Source organism: Rossellomorea sp. H136 (genome assembly GCF_056838065.1).
Genome location: NZ_CM166371.1, coordinates 958655 through 971593, shown reverse-complemented (window position 1 = coordinate 971593; position 12939 = coordinate 958655). Strand labels below are relative to the sequence as shown.

Here is a 12939-nt window from a genome sequence, read left to right as displayed (position 1 = left end):
TTTCTTTATTCAATTGCATAGTTTATTACACAGATTGATCAAAACTTGCCTTAAATAGGTTATTTAACTTTCATTTATTATTCTTCTGCTATACGCTTAATCCATTCTAACTTTCTATCCCAATCCGCAGCAAGATTTGCCATCCACTCTATTGTTGAAGACAGTTGCTCTGGACAAACGTTATATCTGACTTCCCGCCCAACACGATTGCTGGATACAAGCCTAGCATCTTTTAAGATTGTTAGGTGTTTAACCACTGCCTGACGAGATACAGTTACCATAGTTGCTAATGTTGTTGCTGTAGCTTGTCCCCTTAAAGCGATTAGGTCAAGTAACTCTCGACGTGTGGGGTCTGCTAAGGCGATCAAGACATTTTCGAAATTACTACTATCTGTAGTTGCCAATTTATTGCTCAGCACGCTTCCGCAGTACTTCCATTTGCATCTCCCAGCCATGAACATTCCCTTTAAAGAACTTCCTCTGCTCTTGTTTGGATACTGCAAGGTGTGAAAATCCGCTTTCAACTACTCTAAGTAAAGTTCCCCCATCTTTTGAAGTCAACTTAAATTCAACTAGCGTAGAGTTTTCTCCTTTTGGTTCCTCTCCGGGAAATGAACTTGCCCACCGACATGCAAGGTAATTTGGCGGTTCTGATTGTTCAATCAACACCGGGAATTGTCCGTACTTCGTGTCTGCCACCACACGTGATCCATCTATCTGAACCTTGTCCGGACCAGGTGCATCACCCACCCACCATGCCGGTTGACTAATTAACTCCCATACTGTTTGGATAGGTGCGTTAATAAAAATCTCTCTTTCAATTTGATCATTATCCATTACTACTCCTCCTTTTCATAAGTGCAACCAAAGTGTAGCACATATTAACACCTAGGCGCAACCATGGTGTTGCACATTAGTGTCATCGTCAAATTTGATGAGAATTCTTTTGTTTTCTTCCAATTGTTTTACTTCAAGCTAGGCAGAAACACCGTACACCCCACATTCCCAACGGATACGTTTTCCCTCTTCTAATCTTCCACTGCTATTGGTAAACTTTATAAATATGTTAAAAAGCCCAATTTCTCAGCGTTAAATTGAGAAATGGGCTCTTTTCGTTACTCCAGAAACACCCTTTTATTGAATAAATCAATGTCTCAATCCCTTAATTGAGACATTGATGACCTAAGGATTTAAAATACTTTCGGATAACAGAGATTGTCAACAAATCTTTGATTAAATGGGACAGCAACCTGGTACCCCTCATTATCCTCGTATTCCCCCTTATAAGTGTTGAAAACGCACAATCTCATTTCATTGTCAGACGGGCGAATTTTTAAAATTCGGATACGACCTTCGCCACAATTTTCCGCACATTGCCAGTTCTGAAATGATTGAAAAACCAGATTTCCCTGTTCCCCTAAATCAGTTCTGTAGCTTACGTTCTCGGTTATTTGATGACCGGAGAACACAGCAAGCAGATTGCTATGTTTCTTAAATGACTTTTGCCACAGATCTTCCCCATCATTTGCTCCGGTAGCTCCTGGATAATCTTTTGGATTATGCTGATCTCCCCTTTTTGTTCGGTTTCCGTACATATACATATAACAATGGGTTATAATGATAGCTGTATGATTACGATGTGACGTCAAAATCTTGTCTGCCCATTTAAGTACTTCATCTCTCGGTCCAAACTCAAGCGACAGGAAGAGAAATTTTCTGCCTCCAATGTCCAATGTCACATAGCAATTTTCTATCTGCCCTTCTTCAAATGTCCCTCTGAACCACGAACATTCATCATACCGGTGTATCCCGAAATAGCGATTAAACATCGTCAAGCTACGATCTTTGGAAAGCAAATTATCATAGTCGTGATTACCTGCTGCCATAAGGATCGGTAGATTGGCGTTATATATTTCCTCAAACGCCTTCTCCGCAACCTTGAACTGTTCTTCTTCCCTCGCTCCACTGTCGACAACATCTCCGACATGGAGAATCATTTGCAGATTCAATTCCTCAGCATGATTTTTAATCCATTTCGTCATGTTCTGAAAGATGGATGGCTGTTTCCAGGATAAAACTTGTGTATCCGGAATAATAACTATCGAAAATTCTTTATCATTGATCGACATATTGCGTCCCCTCCTCCTATCCCTAGAGTGGCTCACAGAAAATAATCCGGTTGCCAAATGGGTCTTTGAGGCACATTTCCATAAACCCCCTAGGTACTTCCTCCATACGAGGCCTTGATTTTCCTGAACAGCTAGCGAGTAACTCCTCATAATAGTCGTTCAACCTAGTCGTTTCGATACGGATCGCTCCACCCGGCTGGCAATCGCCTGCATGCTCTGACACATGAAGGATGCACCCGTCCCTGGAAAGCATCAAATATAGCGGCATTCCTTCATCAAACCGATGCTCCTCATCAATGTTGAATCCGAGCCAATCAACATAAAACGCTTTTGCTTTCTGTTCGTCGAAGCTCCGTAATATTGGGACAGCGGGCATCATAGACACATTATTATCACTGATCATCCATTCTTCTCCCCTCATTTTATGATTGTAGCCTCTTTAGAAATTACTCAAAAACTGTTTGTAATAAGTAGACCAATATAACGTTTCTTTTTAAGATTCGAGTTCTAATGAAAAATTCCTTCTCTTGTTCAACAATCAAACCCTATACTACAAAAAAAGACGCGTTGCTCTATAAACGCGCCCTCTTGTTGAATATTGAATTCACTCTAACTGATTGATTACTCTTGCGTAATTCTCGTGCCATTTTTCCCATTCGCCTTTTGGAAAGTCCATATATTGATCCTCCAGTAAAGCACTAAATACATCGAGACATACATGCCATCCGGCTAAATCTTTTGAAGTATGATCACTTAGGGTCGGAATATATTCCTTTAATATTAATAAACAACCATTATCCTTTGGATATAATTCAAAGCGTACCCAACCTTCCCCCCATTCGTACTGCAGGAAGCTATGTTCTTTGAAGTCTATTATTTTAATGTTAAAAGAATCACCTGTCCCATCGTTCATATTGAATGTTATCGCCCCACCTTTTCTCAGGTCTTCTACATGAAGGTTAGGCATCCATTTTTCTAATTTATTATTTTCAGTTAATGCTACCCAAACCTTTTCAAGTGAATGATTTAGTGGACGATTATACTTGGCTATATAGCCACCCTCAATCTTCTCTACAACCGCTAACATAACATTACTCCTCCTCATCCAAAAATTGTTCTAGAGCATCTAATCTGTCTGACCAGTAATTTCTATAAGGGTCCAACCAGTTATCAATTTCTGCAAGGGGCTTTGCATTCAAGTGGTATATACGTTTTTGTGATTCTTTACTAATCGTAACCAGCTCAGCTTCATGTAATTTTCTAAGATGCTTGGAAACGCCTGGTTGGCTTAATTGTGTAAGCTCCACTAATTCCCCTACAGACCTGGGTCGTGTCATTAAAAAAGATCAATAATCTTTCTACGGTTTTCCTCAGCTAACACTTCAAACAAGTATGTCGTATACTTTTTCTCACCCATAATGATCACATACCTATCAATTATATTCCTTCACGGAGTAAGCCTCCTGTCCATTCGCGAACAGGAGGCTTTGTTTGTTGGTGGTGCGGAAGTCTGTTTGCTATCATTGCAGTTGATCTCCTGGGATATTCACTTGGAAAGTAACGTCGAACCTGTCCTTTACTTGCCCGTACAAGGGGCTCCAATCCGTCTTCTGAAGGGGCATAATGACTTGTCCGCCTTCTTCCAAAGCCACGAAGATTTCTCTAGCTCTTGCCTCTTCTTTGGGATGGAGGGCAATCTGAATCGTATCGCCTGGCTGATAAGACATGCCTGCGAACGTGTCGGAGAACATGAGATCCGTGTCGCCAACTTTCAAGTGTGCATGCATAACTCGATCCTTCATATCATCTGTCAACGGATGATCCGGGTCCGCCGGCATATCTCCAAACGTCATGATTCCCATCACTTTCCCGCCAAGCGCTTTCTCGTAAAAATGGACCGCTTCTCTCGTATTACCGTCAAAAATCAAATACGGGTTCAAACTAATTGATATCATTCAACAGCTCCTTAGTTCTGATTATTATTACAGTATTTCCCAATCACAAGTAACTACCAACCATTATTACCCATAAATATACTCTATATAACAGAACGTATGTTCGTAAATAAAAACATTGAATACTAACAATTTAACGTTTTCCACCCCATCGGATACGTTTTCATCATCCGGCTGTTACAGTAAATTCTCACGTCTATTAGCCGAGCTTATAACCACGCAATTCTGTGCGATTAGACGCAGGAGGTGCCTTTTGGAGCGTTACCTCCTCATTCGCCTCCTCGACATAATCCTTCCGTTTTCAAACTCTAAAACGTGACTTTCACCGAAATTGTGTGACCACATTCCATTTGAGTCAGGAACATTTCGCACCAAGAATTTAGCCACCTAAAAGGAAAAGAGCACTACCCTTTCATTCAAGGATAGCGCCAGAATGCTGAAGATCTCGATAAATTAACACTTTTGAATCTTGCTCGCATTTATTGAACCATAAAGCCCAGTAGCTACATTAAAAGGCTGTCGATTATATATAAATTTAAAACCACAAAAACCGCCCTTTCCCGTCAGGCAACCTCTGTGGTTAAATCAAGTATTTTACATTTACACAGAAACATAAAGAATATACATCAATTACGAAAAAATGATATGTACATTTTGATGGTTAAGACCCTACGCTCTGTTCTACTGCCATATCCCAACTAGGAAAATAATACAAAGCATTTTTCATCAGTTCTGGATTTGACTTCTTTACTTGTTTCTTACGGAGTGGTTGTTCTTCATTTTCAATAAGTTCTGTGATATGGTTCTTTACTTCTTCCAAGCTCATACTTGTTTCCACCCTAATACCTCCTTTCTATTTCATCTCTATAATTTCCATTTATCGAAAAAAAAATACATCTATTAAACTATCAACTTAATATCTCCAAATAGTTGGGTTACTATATTCTACTGAATTAATATTGGGATCAGTACCGGTTGAGAATCCTTTACCCAAAGTTTCAATCCATTGATTGCAATAAAAAGAGCCCTCGACGGATGAAATCTTCATCGTAAAGGGCCCGTATCCGTTTCTTGATGAGATGTAGGATAACATTTCCCACCGTACTATAACAAGGTCCGTCCCTCTTCCTACTAACGCAGTGAGGGACGGACTTCTGATGGTTGGTGAAGGTTATTGTGCTTTCCTTCTCCTTTATATACAGGAAAGGAAAGGATGACCGAGGTTCCATTGTTGATCTTGCTTAAGACTTTGATGGTCCCTTTCATTCTTTTAACCAATTGAAAGACGGTCATCATTCCAAGACCCGTTCCATTCTTGCCTTTCATTGAAAAGTAAGGTTCCCCAAGTCGCATGAGTTGTTCCTTTGTCATCCCAATTCCCGTATCGTTTATGACAATGAACACCTTGCCATCTTCAAGATAGCTGAAGATTCGTAACGTACCACCTGCATCCATTGCCTCAAGTCCATTTTTCATCACGTTGATGAGGACCTGCTGCAGCTTGTTGGGGTCACCTATAATCGACTGGTTATGTAAGGTGCTCGCCTTTAGGTCGATTCCTTTCTTGATCGCAAGTGGCATGATGATTTCTTTCGATCGGTTGATCTCATCCCGTATCTCTACTTCCATTTCCAGCTCCGGGTGGGGCCTGGCATAGTTTAAATATTGGTTGATCACCTCCGTGGCACGGTCAATTTCGCTGACAGCGACCTTCGAAAGTTCGCTATTGGAGGTTACATTGGAAGGGTCTTCATTGATCAGCTGAAGAAATCCCTTTACGGTTGTCAAAGGGTTTCGTACTTCATGACTCATGCTCGCAGCCAAGTGACTGACCACCTGCATTTTCTCATATTTAATCGCTTCCAATTGAAGAACATAGATTGTCCTGATGATTTCACATAAGTAAAAAACAAAGAAGGTCGATCCGCACAGGACAGCCGAATAGATAAATAACGAGCTCGTTTGACCAAAATCAAAGATCATGGATGGAATCCATAATGAAAGAACCGAATAACCTAACGAAAATAACGTATACCAGTATACCCTCGTCTTCCATGCTTTGTTCTCCAATCTCGGACGCATAGATAAAATCACAAACGTGAAGAGAACCGCCATAATAATTGTAATCACCAATCCAGAACCTAAAAGCGGCACTCGAATCGCGATCATCGTGACAGCAACCCAAGGTAGACCCGGTTCCCACCGTATATTCCCCCTAATAGAAAAGGGATGAATCGTAAATCATAGACAAATCCATCATCCAATTGAACGGACAAAACGAGACTGAGAAAAATAAGAAGCGAACTGACCATATAAATCGAGAGAGGTTTAATGTGAAACTTATGTACTTTATTCTTGGAAAGATAATTAAAGTTTACAAGTAAAATAATGATGATAATGACAAGGAGGTTGATCAGTAAACCTGTCAGTAACTCAGAATGAATCATCGACATTGCCTTCCCCCTTATAAACATTTGTAATATTTTTAAAAATCACTCTATTATCTTATTATAACCGAATCTAACTCATTTTGTAGCACAAAAAATATTTACTATTTCCCCCAATGGAAACAAATAGCCCTTATGAAGAAGTATATGATCCTTTCAAATACTCTCTATGAATGCCTTCCTTTTTTCGGTGAGAGAATATAAATTAAAGAGGGTCAGATTACATATCTCATATCTCTATAAACAGCTAATCTAGTAATTTCCAATTCTTTATTGACACCGCTTTCATATTCATGTATCTTTTTATACAAGTTAAAAATAGGGCAGGAGAATCAGAGACTCGCGCTACTTGAATGCTTTTCGTTTGAAAAGTATGTTTAAGTGTGCGGGTCTTTTTATTTTGCCGTCCTGAAATACGATCTATAGAAGGAGGAATTGGATGCTGAAATTATTTAAACCGGCACCATCCATTGAAAGACTGCCGGTAGAAAAGGTCGATGCTGAATACAAGAAACTAAGATTACAAGTATTCATAGGTATTTTCATCGGCTATGCGGCCTATTATTTAATTCGTAAAAACTTTTCTTTAGCCATGCCATATCTGACAGAAGAAGGTTTTTCAAAAGGAGAACTTGGACTTGCATTATCTGCGATTTCCATTTCATATGGGATCAGTAAATTTATCATGGGGACCGTTTCAGACAGGAGTAACGCCAGGTATTTCTTGACTGCAGGGTTGGTCCTGTCAGCCTTGATTAGTTTAGCTATGGGATTAATCCCATTCTTTACTTCTTCGGTGACCATCATGTTTGTTATGTTATTTTTGAATGGATGGTTCCAAGGAATGGGCTGGCCTCCATCGGGACGTACACTTGTCCACTGGTTCAGTGTAAGTGAACGGGGTGGAAAAACAGCTATTTGGAATGTTGCTCATAATGTAGGTGGAGGATTGATGGCACCACTCGCCATTGCCGGCGTTTCCATTATTGGGACTTACTTCGGGGCGATTTACTCAGGTTATGAAGGAGTATTTATTCTTCCTGCCCTGGTAGCCCTTGTTGTGGCCGGGGCTGCATTCATGCTTATTCGCGACACACCTCAATCAGTTGGACTCCCACCCATTGAGGAATATCGTGATGACTATCCTACTAAATCAAAAGTATCACTTGAAAAAGAATTAACAACCAAAGAAATCCTATTTAAATATGTTCTTAACAATAAATGGGTTTGGATCATCGCAATTGCCAATGTATTTGTTTACTTTGTCCGTTACGGGGTTCTTGACTGGGCTCCCACATACCTAAGCGAAGAAAAAGGATTTGACATGGAATCATCAAGTGTCGCCTACTTCCTCTATGAATGGGCAGGAATTCCCGGTACATTACTTTGTGGTTATCTTTCTGACAAAATGTTCAAGGGTCGCCGTGGACCTGCTGGATTCGTGTTTATGCTGGGGGTATTAGTTGCTGTGATGGTTTATTGGTTAAACCCTGCTGGAAACCCTCTGATTGACAACATGGCATTAATCGCGATCGGTTTCCTCATTTATGGTCCCGTCATGTTGATAGGCTTACAAGCACTGGATTATGTACCAAAGAAAGCCGCTGGTACTGCAGCCGGACTTACAGGACTCTTCGGATACTTGGGTGGTGCCGTAATGGCCAATGCACTCATGGGATTCATAGTAGAAGGAGCTGGATGGGACGCAGGATTTATGCTTCTAGTGGGTTCATGTTTACTGGCAACCATTCTATTCGCATTCACTTGGAATGTTCGTGGACAAGAGGTTGTTAAGGAAGCCTAAGTAAGCACTGGATATTCGATTCAAAAAAGGACTGTCCCTTGCGCCACGTCAAAGTGACAACGTGGCGGGGCAGCTCACTAGAACAAAGGAGTCATGCGATACTGACAACAATGTTAATTGAGTGTTTGCTATAAACCGAGATGGTTAACTAATCGGAAGCAAAGGAGGATTACAGATGATTGGTCTACTTCCGGTGCTTTCATTGAACCAATGGATGTGGAGAATGGTAAAGTTACTGCGGTTGCTCTCCTGGGACATTCACTTGGAAAGTAACGCCGAACTTGTCCTTTACTTGCCCGTACAAGGGGCTCCAATCCGTCTTCTGAAGGGGCATAATGACTTGTCCGCCGTCTTCCAAAGCCGCGAAGATTTCTCTAGCTTTTTCCTCTTCTTTGGGATGGAGGGCAATCTGAATCGAATCGCCTGGTTGATAAGGCATGCCTGCGAACGTGTCGGAGAACATGAGATCCGTGTCGCCAACTTTCAAGTGTGCATGCATAACTCGATCCTTCATATCATCTGTCAACGGATGATCCGGGTCCGCCGGCATATCTCCAAACGTCATGATTCCCATCACTTTCCCGCCAAGCGCTTTCTCGTAAAAATGGACCGCTTCTCTCGTGTTACCGTCAAAAATCAAATACGGGTTCAAACTAATTGACATCATTCAACAGCTCCTTAGTTTTGATTATCTTTACAATGCTTAAGTAATTTCCAATTGGCAGTAACCGCCAACCATTATTACCCATAAATATACTTTATATCACAGAACATATGTTCGTCAACAAAAACATAATTGACTACTAACAATTTTTAATGTTTTATACCCCATCGGGTAGCTTTTCGTCAGCTGGACTTTTACGGTAAAGTCTCACGTCCATTAGACGAGCTTATAACCACGCTATTCTACTTCTCGACATATCCCTTCAGTATTAAACTTTAATACTGCCTGACCTTTACCGAAATCGTGTGACCACATTTCATTTGAGTCAGGAACTTTCGCACCAAGAATCTGGCCATCTAAAAGTAAAAGAGCACTCCCCCTTTCATTCAAGGATAGCGCCAGAATGCTGAAGATCTCGATAATATTTAATACTTTTGAATCTTGCAAGCGTTTATTGAACCATAAAGCCCAATTGCTACATTAAATGGCTATCGATTTCCCGTCAGGCAACTTCTGTGGTTAAATCAATGTATTTTACCCTTATACAAAAGCATAAAGAATATACATCAATTACGAAATAATGATATGTACAAGTTCATTAAATGGCCCTACAATTGAATAGAAGTGAGTGATTGACCTCCTTAGCTTTTAGACAGCTAAAATGTCATTCGTTTTGTCGTTATTGGGAATTTTCTAGGTAACGTATATAAGAACAAAAAACGCCAGGGTTCCTTCCATATCAAGGATCCTTGGCGTTTTTCATCTGTTTAGTTAGTTGGGTAAATTGTTATTTCACCCATAGATTGAGAAGCATTTGAAAAAGAGGAAATCACGTCAGTTAGGTTATTTGCTGAAATCTGATAAGCACTATGCTACTAAAGAGGATATTTAAATGTTGAAAGCATTGATTGAATCAAATCAATCTAATCCCCCAAATGATACATCAAAAACACAACCAAGTGCCTTTATCTTCACTCATTACTAAATTTATGCTTAGGTAGATAGATCCTAGCCTTAAACAAATCTCCGTCAACATGTATATTGAATTTTCCTCTTTGTATTTCAATTAAGTTCCCCGCAATCGATAATCCTAACCCACTGCCTTGACTCGTTCTGGATTCATCACCTCTTTTAAAACGCTCCATTAATTCGTCTGCTGAAATATTTAACTCAGTAGCTGAGATGTTTTTGAAAGTGAGAAGTATTTCATTGCCTAAATCCTCAATATCTATATATACTCTTGATCCCTCGAGAGCATAATTAAATATATTAGATAATAAGTTCTCAATGGACCTCCACAATAATTTACCATCTGCTGTAACATAGATCTTGTCTTTAGGATGATTCATTTTAAAATCTAAAGCATTGGATACTATTTTGTCATTTACTTCCCCTAGCCCCTGAGTAATTAAGGACACTATATCAATTTTCTCAAAAGCCACTGGTATATTTCCGCTAGAGGCCTTAGCTGCTTCAAATAAATCATCTGTTAATATTTTTAGCCTTTTGGATTTTTGATCTAATACTTCAATATAATCTTCTGTCTTTGATGAGTCCTTTTCATTTTTCAACAGATCAACATAAGTGATAATAGATGTTAAAGGAGTTCTTATATCATGTGACACATTGGTGATCAGCTCCGTTTTTAACCGCTCACTTTTGAGTTCACTCTCCACTGCATTTTTCAAACCATCAGTGATGCTGTTAATATTAGAAGCGAGTGCTTCAAACTCCCCTTGGCCATCCACTTCGATCCGATGATGTATATTTCCATCCTTTATTATCTCTACCCCGTCCTTTAAAGCTTTAAAGGACTTGATTTTTTTATAGGCAAACCAGGCTGCTATACCAATGGTTATCGGGAACATGAAGAACGTTAAAGCAACCAATATCGGATAGCCAATTACGATTAGTACCGTCTTTACACCGATACTTCCGCTTCTATATACATCACCTACAAATTTAACTAACCTATAGATCACTCTGAAGATTAATGTATGTTTGATGAGTGTTTTATTTTTATAATGTTTCACGAGTGACAGTATCAGCAGCAATCCTACTGTAGCAACGGGAAACGTTATAGGAAAGAAAAATAAATCAATTTTATTAGACACTTCATCCACCCATGCGCCCCAAAGCAATATAAGCAATATACAAATCACTATATTTAAATCATTATATAATTTATCTGATGTATGAAGGTGTACCTCTTGATCCTTAAATGATTTTCTTCCTGTCACAAGTACAAGATAGACAAATGAAAGCATAAAACCTAACAAAAATCCTGCTATATTATATAAGTTTTTTGTAGCTATGGCTTTATTGCTTTCCCATTCTTTTACTTGAGAATTTAAGAATTCTTCTGTAAAAGCAATATAAATAACCCTATTTTCTGGATCCAAATCTTCTAGGTGATTTATTATCCGATATAAGTATTCATTTTGTTTCACTTTATTTGGAAAAAATTCGCGTTTATAATCTTCAAATATCATATAAGAAGGATAGCTTTCAAACTGTTCTTTATCTGTCATCGTTGTGTTTGTAAACATATTTTTGCCATCACTGGCATAAAACAACGGTGCTTCATAATCTTCTAGCTTTTGCATAAGCAAGTGAAATTCTTTTAGATCCTCCTTAATCATCATATCCTTTGCCTGAGAAATTTTATCAGCATATTCTTGTTTGAATGTTTTATCATTCTCTTCTCTGCTTAACTCAGGATTATAACTTCTAGATTGGTGTTGAAAATCTAAAAATAAGTTTTCTTCTTCATTTTTCCATTCACTCTCATCAATTGATTCACCACTTTTAATATATTCCTCATTTTTATATACCTCTACTAAGGTTGTGAGGTTATCAATGAGATATTCACTTTCCTGAATAAACGCCCGACTTTCCAAATAATCGTTGTCAACTACACTGCTAAAGTCTCCATCATTTACGATTTCTACCTCTACAAATGATTTTATAATACCCGTAACACATAAAATTGCAATAATAAAAACAACTATTTTTGTTATGATGGAATGACTATATTTTTTCAACTTTATATCCAACTCCCCACACCACCTTCAAATATTTTGGCTCCTTTGGATTAATTTCTATTTTCTCTCTGATTTTTCTTATATGAACAGTTACAGTATTTTCTGGACTATGGGCTGCTTCATTCCATACCTTCTCATAGATTTCCTCAATGGAGAAAACTCTACCAGCGTTTGAAATCAGAAGCTTTACTATCTTATACTGTACGGGGGTAAGATGGACTTCCTCCCCATCGACTGTGATCGTTTTACTTTCATCATCGATCATAAGTCCCCCCGTCTTATATACATGGCTCTTCGTTTCAAGACCTCCAAAGGTTGTATATCTTCTCAGTTGCGATTTAATCCTTGCAATCAATTCCAAAGGATTAAACGGCTTTGTAATATAGTCATCAGCCCCTAAATTCAACCCGATAATTTTATCCGAATCCTCTGACTTGGCAGAAAGCATAATCAAGGGAATATTATTTTCTTCCCTAATCTTCATGGTAGCTCTGATCCCATCCATCTTTGGCATCATAATATCCATAATAATAAGATGTATCTCATAATCCCTAATTACTTCTATGGCTTCTATTCCATTAAAAGCTTTAAATATTTGATAACCTTCATTTTCTAAATAGATTTCTATCGCATCGACAATTGCTATATCATCATCACAAACTAATATGTTCACGGAAATTCACTCCTAAATGTATTTTCAACATTTATCACCTCTTAAGTATTTTGTACTAAGAGAATCATACCAATCAAATCTTAATAAACACATTATGCAATTCTTAAGATTTTCTTAGTGTTTCAAAAGATCAACAATTAACCGTCAAGCTGTAGAAATATGCCAAACGCCAATCTAATATATTAGTTTGGCGTTTTTAATCAACTAAAATTATTACTGTTAC

At 38.7% G+C, this 12939-nt stretch carries 14 protein-coding genes; 1 reads left to right on the top strand and 13 read right to left on the bottom strand.

From position 1 onward, the window contains the following. Nucleotides 1-77 precede the first annotated feature (77 nt). The 10 genes from ACYH0O_RS04845 to ACYH0O_RS04800 all read right to left on the bottom strand — a co-directional run bounded on the left by ACYH0O_RS04845 (nt 78) and on the right by ACYH0O_RS04800 (nt 6537). Nucleotides 78-404, bottom strand: coding sequence for an ArsR/SmtB family transcription factor (locus ACYH0O_RS04845; RefSeq protein ID WP_482631395.1), 327 nt, complete (start codon nt 402-404; stop codon nt 78-80). Nucleotide 405: 1 nt separating this feature from the next. After that, the gene (locus ACYH0O_RS04840) at nt 406-837 is read right to left on the bottom strand and encodes an SRPBCC domain-containing protein (RefSeq protein WP_482631394.1); all 432 of its coding nucleotides are present in this window, start codon (nt 835-837) and stop codon (nt 406-408) included. 353 nt (nt 838-1190) lie between these two features. Continuing rightward, nucleotides 1191-2129: a metallophosphoesterase gene (locus ACYH0O_RS04835; protein WP_482631393.1), complete on the bottom strand. Its 939-nt coding sequence runs from the start codon at nt 2127-2129 to the stop codon at nt 1191-1193. A gap of 22 nt (nt 2130-2151) precedes the next feature. After that, a complete protein-coding gene (locus ACYH0O_RS04830) occupies nt 2152-2532 on the bottom strand; it encodes a glyoxalase superfamily protein (protein ID WP_482631392.1) in 381 nt (126 codons plus the stop codon). A 201-nt stretch (nt 2533-2733) separates the two neighbouring features. Beyond that, nucleotides 2734-3216, bottom strand: a complete 483-nt coding sequence (locus ACYH0O_RS04825; RefSeq protein ID WP_482631391.1) for an SRPBCC family protein — start codon at nt 3214-3216, stop codon at nt 2734-2736. Between the two features lie 4 nt (nt 3217-3220). Further along, nucleotides 3221-3466: an ArsR/SmtB family transcription factor gene (locus ACYH0O_RS04820; RefSeq protein WP_482631390.1), complete on the bottom strand. Its 246-nt coding sequence runs from the start codon at nt 3464-3466 to the stop codon at nt 3221-3223. Nucleotides 3467-3649: 183 nt separating this feature from the next. Beyond that, nucleotides 3650-4081 carry a VOC family protein gene (locus ACYH0O_RS04815; RefSeq protein WP_482632499.1) on the bottom strand — a complete coding sequence of 144 codons (432 nt, stop codon included), beginning with the start codon at nt 4079-4081 and terminating at the stop codon, nt 3650-3652. A gap of 664 nt (nt 4082-4745) precedes the next feature. Then, nucleotides 4746-4922 (bottom strand): hypothetical protein, encoded by a 177-nt coding sequence (locus ACYH0O_RS04810; protein WP_482631389.1) that lies wholly within the window; start codon nt 4920-4922, stop codon nt 4746-4748. A 293-nt stretch (nt 4923-5215) separates the two neighbouring features. Further along, nucleotides 5216-6253, bottom strand: a complete 1038-nt coding sequence (locus ACYH0O_RS04805) for an ATP-binding protein (RefSeq protein WP_482631388.1) — start codon at nt 6251-6253, stop codon at nt 5216-5218. After that, the gene (locus ACYH0O_RS04800; protein ID WP_482631387.1) at nt 6250-6537 is read right to left on the bottom strand and encodes a hypothetical protein; all 288 of its coding nucleotides are present in this window, start codon (nt 6535-6537) and stop codon (nt 6250-6252) included. The genes ACYH0O_RS04805 and ACYH0O_RS04800 overlap by 4 nt, the downstream gene beginning before the upstream one ends. Nucleotides 6538-6970: 433 nt before the next feature. Here ACYH0O_RS04800 and glpT point away from each other — a divergent pair, with 433 nt between their 5' ends. After that, complete coding sequence (gene glpT, locus ACYH0O_RS04795; RefSeq protein ID WP_482631386.1) at nt 6971-8335, top strand: glycerol-3-phosphate transporter; 1365 nt, start codon at nt 6971-6973, stop codon at nt 8333-8335. A 232-nt stretch (nt 8336-8567) separates the two neighbouring features. On the opposite strand, the gene ACYH0O_RS04790 is transcribed toward glpT, so the two are convergent. From ACYH0O_RS04790 to ACYH0O_RS04780, 3 genes are all read right to left on the bottom strand, one after another. Continuing rightward, a complete protein-coding gene (locus ACYH0O_RS04790) occupies nt 8568-8999 on the bottom strand; it encodes a VOC family protein (protein ID WP_482632498.1) in 432 nt (143 codons plus the stop codon). A 971-nt stretch (nt 9000-9970) separates the two neighbouring features. Beyond that, nucleotides 9971-12055 carry a sensor histidine kinase gene (locus tag ACYH0O_RS04785; RefSeq protein ID WP_482631385.1) on the bottom strand — a complete coding sequence of 695 codons (2085 nt, stop codon included), beginning with the start codon at nt 12053-12055 and terminating at the stop codon, nt 9971-9973. Then, nucleotides 12030-12716 carry a response regulator transcription factor gene (locus ACYH0O_RS04780; protein ID WP_482631384.1) on the bottom strand — a complete coding sequence of 229 codons (687 nt, stop codon included), beginning with the start codon at nt 12714-12716 and terminating at the stop codon, nt 12030-12032. The genes ACYH0O_RS04785 and ACYH0O_RS04780 overlap by 26 nt, the downstream gene beginning before the upstream one ends. Nucleotides 12717-12939: the final 223 nt, after the last annotated feature.

What these genes read in the sequence shown, in the direction of transcription:
- ACYH0O_RS04840 (WP_482631394.1), bottom strand. Translation starts at nt 837, where the DNA reads ATGGATAATGATCAAATTGAAAGAGAGATTTTTATTAACGCACCTATC.
- ACYH0O_RS04835 (WP_482631393.1), bottom strand. Translation starts at nt 2,129, where the DNA reads ATGTCGATCAATGATAAAGAATTTTCGATAGTTATTATTCCGGATACA.
- ACYH0O_RS04830 (WP_482631392.1), bottom strand. Translation starts at nt 2,532, where the DNA reads ATGATCAGTGATAATAATGTGTCTATGATGCCCGCTGTCCCAATATTA.
- ACYH0O_RS04825 (WP_482631391.1), bottom strand. Translation starts at nt 3,216, where the DNA reads ATGTTAGCGGTTGTAGAGAAGATTGAGGGTGGCTATATAGCCAAGTAT.
- ACYH0O_RS04820 (WP_482631390.1), bottom strand. Translation starts at nt 3,466, where the DNA reads ATGACACGACCCAGGTCTGTAGGGGAATTAGTGGAGCTTACACAATTA.
- ACYH0O_RS04805 (WP_482631388.1), bottom strand. Translation starts at nt 6,253, where the DNA reads ATGATCGCGATTCGAGTGCCGCTTTTAGGTTCTGGATTGGTGATTACA.
- ACYH0O_RS04800 (WP_482631387.1), bottom strand. Translation starts at nt 6,537, where the DNA reads ATGTCGATGATTCATTCTGAGTTACTGACAGGTTTACTGATCAACCTC.
- glpT (WP_482631386.1), top strand. Translation starts at nt 6,971, where the DNA reads ATGCTGAAATTATTTAAACCGGCACCATCCATTGAAAGACTGCCGGTA.
- ACYH0O_RS04790 (WP_482632498.1), bottom strand. Translation starts at nt 8,999, where the DNA reads ATGTCAATTAGTTTGAACCCGTATTTGATTTTTGACGGTAACACGAGA.